Raw genomic sequence first — 16,484 nt, 5'->3', positions numbered from 1 at the left:
GGGGAGGGACGAATGGTTCACAACAAAATGAAAGCGGCGATGACGGCGGCAATCGCTGTCTTGCTCAGCACCACGGCCGCAAGCGCCGGCGGACTCGAGCGTGGCGGCTACAATATCGACTTGCTGTTCGATCCGTCGACCTATGCGGCGGAAGCTGCGGCAACTTATGTCAATCCGCAGCGCGAACTCGACAATGTGGTGGACGTCAACCCGGCAAACGGCATCGGTTCGAATGGTATTGGTGGTGGCCAGACCAACGGCGTCGGCGAGACCGAAGGGTATTGGGTGCCGCGTATCGGCGTAAAGGCCGGTTTCGGCGACAGCGTCGACTGCATGGCCGATTATTCGCAGCCATGGGGCGCGCACACCAAGCCGGGTGCAAGCTGGATGGGCGCCAACGACAATATCGAAACCAAGATCGAGAGCGACAACTACGCTGCGACCTGCTCCTACAAGTGGGACGTTGGTAAGGGCCAGTTCCGCATCATCGGTGGTGGCTTTTACCAGGAAGTCGGCGGTTTCAAGGAGCGCTTTGTAAGCCCTCTCGTGGGACCGGGGTTCAACGGTGTTGGCCGCCTTGATCTGGACGGTAGCGGCTGGGGCTGGCGCGCCGGCGCAGCGTACGAAATTCCCGAATATGCGCTTCGTGCAAGCCTCGTCTACAACAGTGCGGTTGATCTCGACAATCTTGAAGGTACGATCGACCTTACCAAAGTTAGGCTTCCAATCCCGGGTGGTGGTAGCTTTGCCGGCTCTAAGTACGACGTGTCCAGCTTTGCGTCCATGCCTGACTCTCTGGAGCTTAAGGTTCAGTCCGGTATAGCACCTGGTTGGCTTGTTTTCGGATCAGTTAAATGGACCGATTGGAGTCAGCTACAGGTCATTCAGGTTACGGCGAACCAGCCCAGCCCGACACGGCCGCCAACCAGCCTTGTGCTTCTCTATCGCGACGGTTGGACTGTTACCGGCGGTGTTGGTCACAAATTCAACGATCAATGGAGCGGTGCTGCCAGCTTGACCTGGGATCGTGGTACCAGCCATGGCTATGGCAACCAGACCGACAGCTGGACGCTCGGAACCGGCATATCCTATCTGCCGACCGAAAATGTTGAGCTGCGGCTCGCGGGTGCGGTTGGCCTTCTCACGAGCGGCAGTTCCGTCGGCGAAGACGTGAAATACGATTTCGGCAATGACATCGTCACGGCTATTTCCACGTCGCTGAAGGTCAAGTTCTGATTATCTGAAGTTAAGCGCAAAAGGCCCGGTGCTCGCATCGGGCCTTTTTTGTGAGCGCTTGACGCCGTCAGGAAAGATCAATCCCGATTTCAAAATGCTTGCAGTCCGCATGAGCATGGGGCGACGGCGGAACGCATGCTATTTGTCTGGTTCTGTGAACAAAAATTTCAATGGCGCCCAAGCAAATTTCCGTGTTTCCGGCATCACGTTTTGTGACGATTCAGCAACACATTCTTTCTATACTCTGTGACAGCCTGCTGGCTGGCGATTCTGTCTATTTCCCGCCACAAACTGGGAGCACCGATAGACTTGACAAACGTGCCGGTAAGTTTTGAGCATGCGGCGTTTGAGGAAAGATGAGTTATCGCGTTTTCGAAAAAATCCATGTCTCCCATAAGGTTATGAAACTTCGAGACAGCTTTTCGGGGCTGTTTCGTGAGATGGGGATCTGTGGGGTGGATGGTGCGGCCGAGGTGGGCCGCACTCTTGCCGGAAACGCTGGGTACTGTTTTGAAAATGCCGGTATGAACGGCGCTTTCGACAGAGGCTCATTTGGAACTTTGATGGACCGGATCTTGGGTTTGAACGGAAGAAATAGACTATCATGCTGATACGCGGTTACCGGTCGTTGACGTTTCTTGTTCTGAGTGTAGCGCTCACGCTGGCCGCTGAGCACCGCATGGCCTATGCGTTCGATCCGAATGCCGGAATCACGAAGGAGTCTGGACCTTTCGCGCTCTTCAAGTTCGGTTTTTCCGCTTACAAGAATGGCCGCAAGGATGAGGCGGTCGAAGCTTACCGGTATGCTGCCGAAAAGGGGCATACGGGCTCGCGCTGGGCGCTCGCGAATATGTACGCTTATGGCGACGGCGTGGCTGAAAACGACTTGGAAGCGTTCAAAATCTACAACGAGATTGCCGAGAAGGGCGTCGAGCCGGGTTCCGAAGATACCGGGTATTTCGTCAATGCGCTGATTTCGCTGGCCGGCTATTATCGTCGCGGCATTCCCGATAGCCCGGTGAAAAGCGATCTCAGCCAAGCGCGCCAACTCTATTTTCAAGCAGCGTCCACCTTCGGCGTTCCCGAGGCGCAGTTTCAGCTCGCGAAAATGCTTCTGTCCGGGGATGGCGGCAACGTCAATGTCCAGCAGGCGAAGAAATGGCTCAACCGGGCCCGCAAGAACGGTCATGCCGGCGCCATGGGCGTATTCGGCAATGTGATCTTTCAGGAAGGTCAGACAGCACGTGGGCTGGCCTATATGACCGCGGCACTTGATCAGTGTACCCCGAAGGAAAGGCCTTGGCTGCAATCCCTGCAGGAGCAGGCCTTCTCGGTCGCCGGTGAAGACGACCGCCGCAAGGCCGTCGCCATGTCACACAGCATTCATCTCGACAGCGACAGCGATTGAGCAGGCAGATTCACGCTGCAAAATTGAACTCGGCTGCCACCGGCACGTGATCGGACGGCTTTTCCCACGCGCGCACATGCTTTTCGATATCCGTCGAGATCAGTCTGTCGGCCGCTTCCGGCGACAGCATCAGGTGATCAATACGGATTCCAAAGTTTTTCGGCCAGCAACCTGCCTGATAATCCCAGAATGTGTAGAGCGGTGCGGCATCCGTTGTTGAGCGGACAGAATCGGTAAAGCCCAGATTTTCCAGCCTGCGGAATGCCTGGCGGCTCCGTGGCTGGTATAGTGCATCGTTCTGCCAGACCTTGACGTCCCAGCAGTCATGCGGCTCAGCAATCACGTTGTAGTCACCGGCGAGAATCAGCGGTTCTTCCAGCGCAAGCCGGCTTTGTGCAAAGGCGTTCAAGCGCTCCATCCAGGAGAGTTTATAGGGAAATTTTTCCGTTTCGACCGGATTGCCGTTGGGTAGATAGAGCGAACAGACGCGGATTGCGCCGCCCTTGACAGAAAACACCCCCTCGATGAACCGAGATTGTTCATCCGCCGCGTCTCCAGGCAAACCACGATTGATTTCGTCTGGCTGCAGCTTTGACAGGATGGCGACGCCGTTGAAGCCTTTCTGGCCATGCGTCTCCACATGGTAGCCAAGCGCCTCGATCTCGCCGCGCGGAAAACCTTCATCCATCGTCTTGATTTCCTGGAGGCAGACGATATCGGGTTGCGATTCTTTCAGCCAAGCCACGAGAACGTCGATGCGGGCCCGAACGCCGTTGATGTTCCATGTCACGATTTTCATGCGATTGACGTCCTTTTGGCTGACGGCGCAGCGGCCTGTTCTGCTTTTAGCGCCAGTGCATCGTTTTCACAAACCCGATGCTGACGAAAGACGTGTGGATGGCGGCCGAATTGCTTCCTGATCCCGGCCCGTTATAGTTCGCTGCATGATCGACCTGTTGACAACCTACTGGCCGCATATCCTTGCGGCGCTTTCCATCATCCTCGGCGTTCCGGCCGCCATTCACGCAACGATGACCAAGGACGAGGTGCGCTCGGCCCTGGGCTGGGTCGGTGTTATTCTGCTGTCGCCCATTATTGGTGCGGTGATCTATGCGATTGCCGGCATCAACCGCATCCGCCGCTCGTCGATCGGTCAACAGCGATCGCTGTTCCGGGAGCGAGGACCGGATACGATGGGCAAGTTCGACATTTCGAGCACAGTGGTCGCCGAGCGGTTCGGGCAGCGGTTCGGCGCAATGAAGCTGCTCGGGGATCGTGTCAGCCGGCATCGCATGTGTGGTGGAAACGGCATCACGATGCTGGAGGGCGGCGATACTGCCTATGCGCTGATGCTGGAGCAGATCAGGGGCGCAACGCGCTCCGTCCTTCTCGAAACCTATATTTTCGATCGTGATCCAATCGGGTTGCGCTTTGCCGATGCCTTGATCGCCGCAGCCAAACGCGGCGTTGCCGTGCGGGTGCTCATTGACGCCGTTGGCGCTCGCTATTCGGTGCCAAGCATCGTTGGTTACCTGCAGCAAGGCGGCGTCACGGTCAAAGTCTTCAACGGCAACATCATCATGGGGCTGCGGCTGCCGTATGCCAACCTGCGCACGCACCGGAAAATCCTCATCGTTGATGGATCGGTCGCCTTTACCGGCGGCATGAACATCCGCTCGGGTTTTACGGGCGAGTTTGCCGGCGAAGGGCAGGCGCGTGATACGCATTTTCGCGTATCGGGTCCGGTCGTTGCCGATCTCTTCCAAGTGGCGTCCGAAGACTGGCAGTTTGCCAGCCACGAAGCTCTGGATGGGCAAGCATGGAAAGTCTCGGCGGCACCATCCCAACAGAAACCCACCGTGTTGATGCGGGCTGTGCCCTCCGGTCCAGACCGCGCCAACGAATCCAACCATAAGATGATGATGGGAGCGTTTTCCGTCGCCAGACGGAATATCCGCATCATGTCGCCCTATTTCCTGCCGGACCGGGAGTTGATCAGCGCGCTCGTCACGGCGGCGCTGCGCGGCGTGGAGGTGGATATCATCGTGCCCGCCGTCAACAATTTGGTGCTGGTGGATAGAGCCATGACGGCGCAGTTCGACCAGACCTTGAAGGGCGGATGCCGCATCTGGCGTTCTACCGGTGCCTTCAATCATTCCAAGCTGATGACCGTCGATGACCGTTGGGCCTATGTCGGCTCATCCAACCTCGACCCGCGCTCGCTGCGGCTCAATTTCGAGATCGACCTGGAGGTGCTGGATGCCGGCTTTGCCAGCGCTATCGGGCACAGACTACAGGCCGTGTTGAGCAGTGCCCAACCGGTGACACTGGCCGACCTGCGCGCCAAACCGTTCACGACGCGTTTGCTCAACAAGATCTTCTGGCTGGGTTCGCCGTATCTTTAGGACAATAGCCTGCCGTCAGACTGAGAAACTCGTGCCGCAGCCGCAGCTTGCAACGGCATTCGGATTCTTGATCTGAAACGATTGGCCGAGCAGGTTATCGACGAAATCGATTTCCGAGCCGCTCATATAGACCAGTGACATGCTGTCGATCAGAACTTTGGCCTCGCCTTTTTCCAGAATGAGGTCGTCGTCATCGGCATCACCGACCAGATCGAATTTGTAGGAAAAGCCGGAGCATCCGCCGCCTTCGACGGAAACGCGCATGGCCTTTTTCTCGGCATCCGATTTGAGGATTACGGCAATGCGTTTTGCAGCCGAGTCCGAGAGAGTTACGGTTTCAGTGGTCATATCTACCTCCTGCCGGGGTCAAGAACCGGAGAGATTCGTTGTTTATGTGACCCGTTGTCCAAATAGTGCCGACGGACGGGAAGGATCGATTGCGCGGCAACCCCTTGTTTTCGTTCAAGGTCACGAGCGATTTCCACTCGGTGCTTTCCTGCAGCGCCTACTATAGGTATGAAGGCTTTAATACCGCGTCAATGGGATGATGAACGGGAAATGACATTGGACAGACATGCGCTTGGTTTCGGTGCTGGTGAACGCGCGATTTTCGCCTCGGATCCATGGGCGAGCCGTGGACGGCTCTATCCCGAAACCGCCAGCCCGACGCGCTCCGATTTCCAGCGCGACCGCGACCGCATCGTTCACACGACGGCCTTCCGCCGGCTGAAGCACAAGACCCAGGTTTTCATCGCCGCTGATGGCGATCACTATCGCACCCGGCTGACCCACACGATCGAAGTGGCGCAGATCGCCCGCGCGCTCGCCCGTGCCATGCGGCTGGACGAAGATCTCGCCGAAGGCGTCGCCCTGGTTCATGATTTTGGCCATACGCCGTTTGGCCATACCGGCGAGGATGCGCTGCACGAGATGCTCGCGCCCTATGGCGGGTTCGATCACAATGCGCAGTCGCTGCGGATTGTCACCAAGCTTGAACGGCGTTATGCCGAGTTCGATGGCCTCAACCTGACGTGGGAGAGCCTGGAGGGGCTGGTCAAGCACAATGGGCCGCTCGTGGCTGCAAACGGCGAGGGTACACGCGGTCCCGTGCCTCAGCCCATTCTCGACTATTGCGCGCTGCACGATCTGGAGCTCGCAAGTTTTGCCAGCCTTGAAGCCCAGGTGGCGGCGATTGCCGACGATATCGCCTACAACACCCATGATATTGATGACGGCCTGCGTTCCGGCTACCTCAAGTTTGAGATGCTTGAGGAAATACCGTTCCTGGCCGGACTGATGCGCGAGGTCGGCGACCGCTATCCGGGGCTGGAAGCCAGCCGCTTTACGCATGAAATCATGCGCCGGCAGATCACCGCCATGGTCGAGGACGTCATCACGGTTGCACAGGATAATCTCAAGGACATCCAACCGCAGAGCGCTGCTGATGTGCGCAATGCAGGCAGGGTGATTGCGACCTTCTCTCAATCCATGGCCGAGACGGACCGGCTGATCAAGAAAATGCTGATGACGCGGATCTACCGGCATCCGGACGTCATGCGGGTGCGCAAGGATGCGGCCCTGATCGTCACCGATCTCTACAAGGCGTTCATGGCCGATCCCCGCGAAATGTTGAAACATTACTGGATTGACCAGATCCCCGGCATGGCAGAACCTGCCAAGGCCCGCCATGTGGGCGACTACCTGGCCGGGATGACCGACACCTATGCAATCTCCGTGCACCGGCGTTTGTTTGACCATACCCCTGATTTGCGGTAGTCACCGCGCCGGTTGGCGGCTGCATCGGGTATATCGGGCAGCCGTTGATATGAACGATAGGAACGCGGCCTCGCGCCTTTGGGCGGAGCTGAGCGGATGGGTGCTATGAATCTTTTCACTGACTTCGGATCAAGAATTAAAAACGTTCTGGAAGCGCTTGATATCGTGCGTGAAAACCGAAAAGGGCTTGATTTTAGCCGAATCAGCGTGGAATCGCCGCGCGATGCCAGCCATGGCGATGTCGCGACCAACGCTGCGATGGTGCTGGCCAAACCGCTCGGCACCAATCCGCGCGCGCTGGCTGAGCAGATCGTCGCCAAGCTGCAGGAAGACCCGGAAGTTATTGGCGTTTCTGTCGCTGGCCCTGGCTTCATCAACGTCAAGCTGTCCATCGCTTATTGGCAGAAGCTGCTGACCGTAATGGTCGCCGAAGGCACCGAATACGGCAAGAGCGCCATTGGCAGCGGCCGCAAGGTCAACGTCGAATATGTCTCTGCCAATCCGACTGGCCCGATGCATGTCGGCCATTGCCGTGGCGCCGTCGTTGGCGACACCCTTGCCAACCTGCTTGAGTTCTCCGGTTACGAAGTGACCAAGGAATATTACATCAATGACGCTGGCTCGCAGATCGATACGCTCGCCCGGTCGGCGTTCCTGCGCTACCGCGAGGCGCTGGGTGAAAAGATCGGTGAGATTCCGGCAGGGCTTTATCCTGGCGACTATCTCGTCCCGGTTGGAGAGGCGCTGGTCGCCGAGTTCGGCTCGAGCCTGCGGATCATGCCGGAAGACAAGTGGATGCCGCTCGTCAAGGAGCGCACCATCGCTGCGATGATGGTGATGATCCGGGAAGATCTCGACGCTCTTAACGTGCATCATGACGTGTTCTTCTCCGAGCGCACGCTGCATGCGGACGGCGCAACGCGCATTCGCAACGCCATCAACGATCTGACCTTCAAGGGGCACGTCTACAAGGGCACGTTGCCGCCGCCGAAGGGGCAGCTGCCGGAAGATTGGGAAGACCGCGAGCAAACCCTGTTCCGCTCGACGGAAGTGGGCGACGATATCGACAGGCCGCTGATCAAGTCGGATGGTTCCTATACTTATTTCGCCGCCGACGTTGCCTATTTCAAGGACAAGTTCGATCGCGGCTTCAGCGAGATGATCTATGTTCTCGGCGCCGACCATGGCGGCTACGTCAAGCGGCTGGAAGCTGTGGCGCGGGCTGTGTCTGGCGGCACATCGAAACTGACAGTCCTTCTGTGCCAGCTGGTCAAGCTCTATCGCGATGGCGAGCCGGTGAAGATGTCGAAGCGCTCGGGTGATTTCGTCACGCTGAGGGATGTCGTCGAGGAAGTCGGCCGCGATTCGGTGCGGTTTATGATGATCTACCGCAAGAGTTCCGAACCGCTGGACTTCGATTTTGCCAAGGTGACAGAACAGTCGAAGGATAATCCGGTCTTTTACGTGCAGTACGCCCATGCACGCTGCATGTCGGTTTTCCGGCAGGCGGCCGCAGCCTTCCCGGGTGTCGATTTCGCAACCGTCGATCTCGCAGGTGCCATCACCGGCAACATCTCTGATTCGAACGAGCTGCAGCTGGTTGCCAAGTTGGCAGAATATCCGCGTATTATCGAGGCGGCGGCATTGTCTCAGGAGCCCCATCGGATCGCATTTTACCTCTATGATCTTGCCAGCGCCTTCCACGCGCACTGGAATAAAGGTAAAGAGTCTCCAGAATTACGTTTTGTTAACGATAAAAATGGAGAATTGACTATTGCCAGACTTGGGTTGGTCCATGCTGTCGCCTCGGTGTTGAAATCGGGCCTGTCTATTACAGGCACTGCTGCACCGAATGAGATGCGATAGTATTGTCACCATTTACCCACAATGCACTGGCAATGACTGGCTAGTAGTTGTGAGTGGAGCGTATGGCAGACAAACAATTGGCACGAAGCGGGACTGCGGATTTCGGCGTTTTGGCGGACGATGATCCCTTGGCAGAACTCGCCCGCATTGTCGGTTATGACAATCGGCCTGCGGTCCAGCAGTTGCAGGAACTCGAGCGGCATCGTGAGATGGTGAGCAGGGAGCCCGTGCTGACGGAACCCGTTCTCGATCTCGAAGACGAGCTTCTGCGCGAATTCGATGTTTACGATGCGCCGCAGGCAGCGCCCGTCGTTTATGCTGCCGAGCCGGTGTATGTCGAAGAACCTGTCTCCTTCGTGCCGATCGAGGACGAATATCACGCTGCTGATGTTCATCAGGCCGAGCAGCCTGTCATCGAATATCAGGCCGCTGAAATCGCCGCGCCGGTTGTCGATGCATCTGCGCAAGGCGAAGGCGTCGAGCCGATTGCTGTCGATCTGCCTGTTTACGAGCAAGCTGTTCCCCTTGACGTGAGTGCGCAAGAATATTCCTTGGCCCAATCCTGGTCGCAGGAACCGGTGGCTATTGCCCCGGAAGTTGATAATGCCCCAGAAGTCGATGGTGGTTGGGCGGTCGAGCAATGGAGCGAGCCGGTTTTTGACGGCGCCGACCTCGAGCGTGAACTTGAACTTTCGATAAGCTACGACGAAGCGCAGATAGAAGCATATCCGGTGCCTGCACCTCACTTTGAACCGGAGCAGGATTTTGCCGCTGCGGCGGATGCTGAGCCAGTTGTTGCTTCGCCTCTGTTCGAAAGCCCGGTTGCGTTCGAGCCCGTGGACTTTTCCCCGTCCGAAGTTTCGCAGCCTATCGCTGAACCTGAAGCATTGATGCAGGCCGAACTGCCTCAATGGCAGAATGCACCGGCCCCGGTATCCGGAGACGTCGTTATTTCTCCGGCGGATGTGCATGGTATCGATGCTCTTTTGGCCGATATCGAGCGTTTTCCGGTGCCACCCAAGGCCGAGGTGAAGGCTGCAGCTCCGGCGGAGACTGCCCGCAAGGTCAACTACCCGTTTACGCCGACGTTCAGCCGTGCGACGCCCGTCGCCTCGAACAGTGGCGCCTCGTCACAGAAGGCGTATGCAACGCCGCTTGCTGCGACGATCGTTGCTGCGCCGGTTGCGGTGGCAGCCGTTGAAGCTACCTATCAACCGGCAGAATTGGCCACCGAATCGGGGGTGATCGAATCTGCTGCGGCGTTGAATCCACCCGTCAACGCGGAGCCGGATTTCGATCTCGATACGTTCGAACTTGATCTTTCCGATATTGATATCAATCTGGATGTTGACCCTTCGGAATTTGAGCCGGTACCACAAGAAATCGCCTTTGCCGCAGCCGAGCCTGTTGCCGCCGCACCGGTTGCTGCCTCTGTTATTGCCGCTGCGCCTGTGCACTACCTCCCCGAGGCCGTGGAAGAGGTTCGCCAGGAACCGGAAAGCGTATTGGCTTTCGATCCGTCGATGATAGCGGAAACCGAGGAAAGCCTGACTGCGATTGCCGATCTCAACGTTCCGCAATTGCCTGTTGTCGAGCAGGAACGTCCTGCTGTTCATCATACGGATTACGATCTCGATATCGATGCTGAAATGGCTCAGCTTTTTGCGGCACCGGCCCGGAATGCACAGAGTATCGACCGCAATGCCAATGTGGCGCAGGCTGCTGCACCAGCTCAGCCGTCCAATGTTCGAGTCGAAGAAGATTTCGACGAATTCGAAAAAGCTATGGAAGAGGACTTCCGGCTCTCGCTTAGCCAGCCGAAGGACAATAGTGACCCATCCTCCGACCGTCTCGCTGTCGGTTCCGGCTATGCCGCCGATTACGATGATGAGCGTCGCGGTTCTGGACGGCGTCGCCTGGCGCTGCTTGCCGCGACCGTTGCCGGTCTGGCGATCTTCGGTGGCGTTGGCGTCTATGCCTTCATGGGCGGCTCCGGTTCGGCGCTGTCAGGCGGCGAGCCGAAAATCATCCTGGCAGACAAGACGCCGGTAAAGATGGTGCCGGTAGAAAAAGGCGGCAAGACTGTTCCGAACCAGGACAAGGCCGTTTACGACCGTGTTGCCGGTGCGCAGGACACCACGCCACAACAGGGTACGCTGGTCTCCTCCACAGAGGAGCCGATGGATGTGGTTCAACGGACGCTGACGCCGGAAAATCTGCCGATGGAAGGCGCCGATGACGATCTTCCCGGTGTGATGCCGGTGGATGACGACGGTAGCGCCCGGCTTTTGCCGGATGGGCAGACAGCGGACAATACGGCAGCCGATGGGGAACAGTCGCCTGCCGTGTCGCCGCGTAAGGTCCGCACGATGATCGTCAAGCCTGATGGTACGCTGGTGGCCCGTGAGGAGCCGGTAGCCGAGCCGCAGACGAATGTTGCTGCCAATAACAGCAATCCGCAGGTGAATGTCGTCAAGACGACGACTCTGAACAAGCCGATTGAAACGGCATCGACACCGAAGTCGCAGCCGGTGGTGGAACAGCTTGCCGAGCAGGGGCAGAAGAGTGCGCTTGCTGAAGCTGCTGCCGTAACGGTTGATGAAACCGCTCCGGTCCGTCCCGTCAAGACCACGGCCGTGGCCGATGCAACACCGCAGGCACGCCCGGCCGCAGAGCAGAAGGTTGTCGATACGTTCAAGTCGGACATTGCGGCCACCCAGCCTGCTGCTGCAGAAAAGTCGGTCGAGACAGCTTCGATTGCACCAGGCACCTATGTGATCCAGATTGCATCGCTGCCGTCCGAAGCCGAAGCCCAGACGTCCTACAAGACGCTGTCCGGCAAGTTCGGCAGTGTCATCGGCGGTAAGGGGGTCGATATCAAGAAGGCCGAGATCGCAGGCAAGGGGACTTATTACCGGGTTCGTATTCCGGCCGGTTCCCGCGACGCTGCCAACGCAATGTGCGCGCAATACAAGAGCGCCGGCGGCAGCTGCCTTGTGACGCGATAATCTCGTCCAGCAATCAAACTATCGAAGGCGCGGCTTAACGGCCGCGCCTTTTGCATGTCCGGGCTTAGCAGCAATAGCTGTGAATGGCCGGGCAAGACGAGAAACCGGCTTTCACGTTGCCGAAAGCTGCGGCTATCATGCGGCATGACCGAATCAAAAGCATTCATTTCGGGCTGCAAAGGCCTGACCATCACCCCGGACGAAAAGGCCTTCTTTGCGGACGAGCGTCCGTGGGGGTTCATTCTGTTCGGACGCAATATTGGCGAAGCCAGTCAGATCGCCGATCTGACTGCATCCTTGCGCGACAGCATCGGCAATCCCGATGCGCCGGTGCTGATCGACCAGGAAGGTGGCCGCGTCCAGCGCATCCGCCCGCCGATTGTAGCGCAGTATCCGAATGGTGCGGCTATCGGCGAAATCTATCGCCGTGATCGCGAACAGGGCTTGCGCGCCGCCTGGCTGATGTCGCGCCTGCATGCGTTCGACCTGATGCGGTTCGGCATCACCATCGATTGCCTGCCCGTCCTCGATGTTCCCATCGAAGGCAGCAGTGACGTCATCGGCAACCGCGCCTATGGTTACGATCCGCGCGCCGTTGCTGAAATCGGTGCTGCTGCTTCCGCCGGTCTGAAGGCAGGCGGCATGCTGCCGGTGATGAAGCATATGCCGGGTCACGGCCGCGCCTTTGTCGATTCGCATCACAAGCTACCGGTGGTCGACGTTTCCTTCGACGAGCTGGCCAAGAGCGACTTCCTGCCTTTCGTGGCGATGAAGGACGAGCTGATGGGCATGTCAGCCCATATCGTTTTCACCGCGATCGATCACGACAATCCGGCAACGACGTCGGCCAAGGTGGTCCGCGACGTCATTCGTGGTCACATCGGTTTCGATGGTCTCTTGATGTCGGACGACGTGTCGATGAATGCGCTGGCGGGTGATATCGAAGCGCGGGCACGCGGTATTATTGCAGCGGGGCTCGATCTGGTGTTGCATTGCCATGGCATCATGGACGAAATGCATCAGGTAGCGCGTGTCGTTCCGGTTATTTCCGGAGACAGGCTGCGCCGTGTGAAGGCAGTTGAGGCTGGTTTTGCCAAGCCCGACACCTCGGACGAAGCAGCGTTGCGCGACGAATTTAACGGCATGCTGACCATCGCATAGGGTGCATGAGCTGATTTCAGGGACAGGGTAATCGTGAGTAACGCCGGCGACATGCAGAAGAAACCGGCGATAAGGGCGCCGATGGACCCGCTGTGGCAGGATGAACCCTCCGATCGCGGTCTGCACGAGGAAGAGCTGGTCGTCGATATCGCCGGTTTCGAAGGCCCGCTCGATCTTCTCCTGCATCTGGCCCGCAACCAGCGCGTCGATCTCTCCCGTATTTCGGTGCTCGCGCTTGCCGAGCAGTATATCGCCTTCATCGAACGCGCCCGCAGCATCCGGCTTGAGCTTGCGGCAGATTATCTGGTGATGGCGGCGTGGCTCGCCTTCCTGAAATCAAAACTGCTGATCCCGCAACAGGCAAAGGACGAAGGACCGTCCGGCGAAGAGATGGCGTCTGCATTGGCCTTCCGCCTCAAGCGCCTGGAAGCCATGCGCGAGGCAGCGACCCGGCTGATCAACCGCAATCGGCTTGGCCGCGATGTCTTTGCCCGTGGCGCGCCGGAACATATCCCGGTCGAAAAGAAATCGGCGTTTGAGGCCTCGCTCTACGATCTGCTCAATGCCTATGCATCGCTGCGCCAGCGTGAGGCGGTGATGCAGGTGACCATCGAGAAGCGGCAAGTCTGGTCGCTTGCCGATGCGCGGCTTCTGCTTGCCCGGTTGATCGGTGACATGGTCGACTGGACGGCGCTTGATCACTTTCTGCTGCGTTACATGACGAGCCCGAAGGAACGCGCCACGGCTATTGCCAGCTCCTTTGCCGCCTCGCTGGAAATGGTGCGCGAAGGGCGCCTCGAAATCCGCCAGGATGGCGCGTTTGCTCCGATCTATCTGCGTCAAGGCCCCAATCTGCTCACCGCCGACGCGTTGGCGGATATGGAGGCGGGGCGTGATTGATCCGCAAGAGCGTCTGCCTGGCATGATCGAGGAAAAAGACAGCGCAGAGGCAACCATTCCCCCGATCGACCCTCGGATTGAACTGGAAGCCGAACGCATCGCCGAGGCACTCGTTTTTGCGTCGGCCCAGCCGGTCTCGGAAGGGTATATCGCCGCGCGCCTGCCACAAGGGGCGGACGTGCGGCGCATCATGATGCGGCTGAAATCCATCTATGCCGGACGCGGCGTCAATCTGTTGCAGGTTGCCGATTATTGGGCGTTCCGCACGGCCGCCGATCTCTCTTTCGTCGTTCAGACGGACGAGAACGAAGTTCGCAAGTTGTCGCGTGCAGCCCTCGAAGTGCTGGCGATCATCGCCTATCACCAGCCGGTAACGCGGGCCGAAATCGAGGATATTCGCGGTGTTCAGACCTCCAAGGGCACGCTTGATGTATTGATGGAAGCGGGCTGGATCCGCTTTCGCGGCCGCCGCCGCACACCCGGAAGGCCAGTGACATTCGGTAGCACGCGGGATTTCCTTGATCACTTCGGGCTGGAGGAACTGCGCGATCTTCCGGGCCTTGAGGAACTGAAGGGGGCAGGGCTGCTGTCCGGCCGTATCCCTGCCAATTTCCAGATACCGGTACCGCTCGGCGACGACGGTTTTGGCGAGGACGAGGATCCGATCACTCAGCTCGATCTGGAAGAGTTGGGCCTGCTGCCGCCATCCGGTGGGGACGGCGAATAGGGGCCCGTCTTCATCATATCCTTCCATAGGTTCTCCGGTCACATCCTCGTGATTTTCCTGTCAGAATGCGCTGGAAAGTTCGGATATTCATACAGTTGGCTGTATCTCCGCCGCAGTCTCGGTGTAAGGATTGCGTGACGGGCGCCTTTCGGCTAACCAGCGAAATGGATTGCTGTTTGAAAAAGATGGTTGAACATCTTAAATCGGGGTTACAGGCTTCAAGGGAGTAAGAATATGGGTTCCTTTAGTATCTGGCATTGGCTGATCGTCCTGGTCGTCGTTCTGCTGCTGTTCGGTCGTGGTAAGATCCCGGAACTGATGGGTGATGTTGCCAAGGGCATCAAAAGCTTCAAGAAGGGCATGACCGAAGACGAGACGGCGCCAGCCGACAAGGGCGTCGACGGCAAGACTGTCGAACACAAATCCGACGAAGTCCGCTGATCATGCATTTTGTTCAGGGCCTGACCCAGAAGGGCAGGCCCTGCCGCCTTCGGTTTTGTGGAGTTCCTGAGAATGCTTGATGTCGGCTGGACCGAGCTTGTCGTTATCGCCATCGTTTTGATCATCGTGGTTGGTCCAAAGGATCTTCCGCCGATGTTGCGAACCTTCGGCAAAATGATGACGAAGATGCGCGGCATGGCGAACGATTTCCGCCAGCAATTCGACGAAGCCCTCAAGGAAGCCGACCTCGACGACGTCCGAAAGACGTTGAGCGACGCGCAAAAACTCAATCCGGCCAACACCATCCGCGAGGCGATGAACCCGCTCCGGCAGATGGGCAACGATATCAAGGCCGATCTGCAGAAGGCGACGACAGTCGATCCCGCACCCAAGGCGGATGTCCCGGCTGCTACCGTTTCAGCTGAAGCCGCCGTGCCGCAGGATCAGCCGAAGACCGATCCAGTTGCTTCTGCCGCCATTGCATCGGCTGCAAAGCAGATGGACCGTGCCGCTGAAGCAGAGAAGCCGAAAGCCAGGCGCGTTACAAAGCCAAAGACGGTGGTAGCCGAAGCCGCCGTTTCGCCCGCTGTGAAAGCTCCGGTGAAGAAGGCGAAGGTGGGTGCTTCCGATGCTGCGAAGCCGGCCGTGAGCAAACCTGCTGCCAAGACGACGAAGAAAAAAGGTGATGCATGAGCGGCGATATTGAAGACAAGCCCCAGCCGCTGATGGCGCACCTGATTGAATTGCGCAAGCGCCTGATGTGGGCCGTCGGCGCGTTCTTCGTGGCGTTCCTCGTCTGCTTCTATTTTGCCAAGGGTATCTTCAATATTCTTGTCCAGCCTTTCAAATGGGCTGTGAACTGGGCTGGGCTCAATCATGGTTCGGTCGAGTTGATCTATACCGCGCCGCAGGAGTTTTTCTTCACGCAGATCAAGGTGGCGATGTTCAGTGCGCTGGTGATCGCATTTCCGGTGATTGCGTCGCAGGTCTACAAATTCGTAGCGCCAGGACTCTACAAGAACGAGCGGGCGGCCTTCCTGCCGTTCCTGATCGCTTCGCCGCTTTTGTTCATTCTGGGCGGCTGCCTCGTCTATTTCTTCTTCACGCCGATGGTCATGTGGTTCTTTCTCGCCATGCAGCAGGATGGCGGCGAGGGGCAGGTATCAATCCAGCTTCTGCCCAAGGTGTCGGAATATCTCAGCCTGATCATGTCGCTGATCTTCGCGTTCGGCCTTGTATTCCAGCTGCCGGTCATCACCACGCTGCTTGCGCGCGTTGGATTCGTGACGTCGCAGGGGCTGAAGGACAAGCGGAAATACGCGATCGTCATCGCGTTCATTGCGGCTGCGATCCTGACGCCACCGGATCCGGTTTCCCAGATCGGTCTTGCTCTGCCAGCCATCCTTCTCTACGAGATTTCCATCTACACGGCCCGACTCATCGAGCGGCAACGGGCGCGCGACGCTGCTGCGCGCGAGGTTGCCGAGGCGGAAGAAAACGCCGGCTGATACGCTTCCGTATCAGCCAATGAGTTCGGGTTTCAGTTTTTACCAAGA

The 16,484-nt window shown here is 58.2% G+C and carries 14 protein-coding genes; 12 read left to right on the top strand and 2 right to left on the bottom strand.

Annotation, left to right across the window (positions count from 1 at the left end; all coding sequences use genetic code 11):
• Window positions 1-12 precede the first annotated feature (12 nt).
• Both R6X40_RS06790 and exoR read left to right on the top strand, forming a co-directional pair.
• Window positions 13-1,236: an OmpP1/FadL family transporter gene (locus R6X40_RS06790; RefSeq protein WP_318412083.1), complete on the top strand. Its 1,224-nt coding sequence runs from the start codon at window positions 13-15 to the stop codon at window positions 1,234-1,236.
• Between the two features lie 604 nt (window positions 1,237-1,840).
• Complete coding sequence (exoR, locus tag R6X40_RS06785) at window positions 1,841-2,644, top strand: exopolysaccharide production regulator ExoR (protein ID WP_318412082.1); 804 nt, start codon at window positions 1,841-1,843, stop codon at window positions 2,642-2,644.
• A 10-nt stretch (window positions 2,645-2,654) separates the two neighbouring features.
• Here exoR and xth read toward each other — a convergent pair whose 3' ends face one another.
• The gene (xth, locus tag R6X40_RS06780; RefSeq protein WP_318412080.1) at window positions 2,655-3,443 is read right to left on the bottom strand and encodes an exodeoxyribonuclease III; all 789 of its coding nucleotides are present in this window, start codon (window positions 3,441-3,443) and stop codon (window positions 2,655-2,657) included.
• 145 nt (window positions 3,444-3,588) lie between these two features.
• On the opposite strand from xth, the gene R6X40_RS06775 reads away from it, so the two are divergent.
• Window positions 3,589-5,049, top strand: a complete 1,461-nt coding sequence (locus R6X40_RS06775; RefSeq protein WP_318412078.1) for a phospholipase D-like domain-containing protein — start codon at window positions 3,589-3,591, stop codon at window positions 5,047-5,049.
• Window positions 5,050-5,064: 15 nt separating this feature from the next.
• Here the strand turns inward: R6X40_RS06775 and erpA are convergent, their stop codons facing one another.
• The gene (gene erpA / locus R6X40_RS06770; protein ID WP_318412077.1) at window positions 5,065-5,397 is read right to left on the bottom strand and encodes an iron-sulfur cluster insertion protein ErpA; all 333 of its coding nucleotides are present in this window, start codon (window positions 5,395-5,397) and stop codon (window positions 5,065-5,067) included.
• Between the two features lie 210 nt (window positions 5,398-5,607).
• Here erpA and R6X40_RS06765 point away from each other — a divergent pair, with 210 nt between their 5' ends.
• From R6X40_RS06765 to tatC, 9 genes are all read left to right on the top strand, one after another.
• Entirely contained in the window at window positions 5,608-6,825 is a 1,218-nt protein-coding gene (locus R6X40_RS06765; RefSeq protein ID WP_318412075.1) for a deoxyguanosinetriphosphate triphosphohydrolase, read from the top strand.
• A 105-nt stretch (window positions 6,826-6,930) separates the two neighbouring features.
• Window positions 6,931-8,691: an arginine--tRNA ligase gene (gene argS, locus R6X40_RS06760; protein ID WP_318412074.1), complete on the top strand. Its 1,761-nt coding sequence runs from the start codon at window positions 6,931-6,933 to the stop codon at window positions 8,689-8,691.
• Between the two features lie 62 nt (window positions 8,692-8,753).
• Complete coding sequence (locus R6X40_RS06755; RefSeq protein WP_318412072.1) at window positions 8,754-11,699, top strand: SPOR domain-containing protein; 2,946 nt, start codon at window positions 8,754-8,756, stop codon at window positions 11,697-11,699.
• 144 nt (window positions 11,700-11,843) lie between these two features.
• Window positions 11,844-12,860: a beta-N-acetylhexosaminidase gene (gene nagZ, locus R6X40_RS06750; protein WP_412178335.1), complete on the top strand. Its 1,017-nt coding sequence runs from the start codon at window positions 11,844-11,846 to the stop codon at window positions 12,858-12,860.
• Window positions 12,861-12,911: 51 nt separating this feature from the next.
• A complete protein-coding gene (locus R6X40_RS06745) occupies window positions 12,912-13,760 on the top strand; it encodes a segregation and condensation protein A (protein ID WP_412178345.1) in 849 nt (282 codons plus the stop codon).
• A 22-nt stretch (window positions 13,761-13,782) separates the two neighbouring features.
• Entirely contained in the window at window positions 13,783-14,487 is a 705-nt protein-coding gene (scpB, locus tag R6X40_RS06740; protein WP_318412372.1) for an SMC-Scp complex subunit ScpB, read from the top strand.
• A gap of 234 nt (window positions 14,488-14,721) precedes the next feature.
• Window positions 14,722-14,928: a twin-arginine translocase TatA/TatE family subunit gene (locus tag R6X40_RS06735; protein WP_318412070.1), complete on the top strand. Its 207-nt coding sequence runs from the start codon at window positions 14,722-14,724 to the stop codon at window positions 14,926-14,928.
• A 72-nt stretch (window positions 14,929-15,000) separates the two neighbouring features.
• Window positions 15,001-15,621, top strand: coding sequence for a Sec-independent protein translocase protein TatB (tatB, locus tag R6X40_RS06730; protein ID WP_318412068.1), 621 nt, complete (start codon window positions 15,001-15,003; stop codon window positions 15,619-15,621).
• Window positions 15,618-16,436, top strand: a complete 819-nt coding sequence (gene tatC, locus R6X40_RS06725) for a twin-arginine translocase subunit TatC (protein WP_318412066.1) — start codon at window positions 15,618-15,620, stop codon at window positions 16,434-16,436. Before tatB ends, tatC begins: the two co-directional genes overlap by 4 nt.
• Window positions 16,437-16,484 lie beyond the last annotated feature (48 nt).

This window comes from Rhizobium sp. PL01, assembly GCF_033447125.1.
Lineage (GTDB): Bacteria > Pseudomonadota > Alphaproteobacteria > Rhizobiales > Rhizobiaceae > Pararhizobium.
The sequence above is the reverse complement of the archived record's forward strand: the minus strand, read 5'-3'. Positions and strand labels throughout refer to the sequence as shown.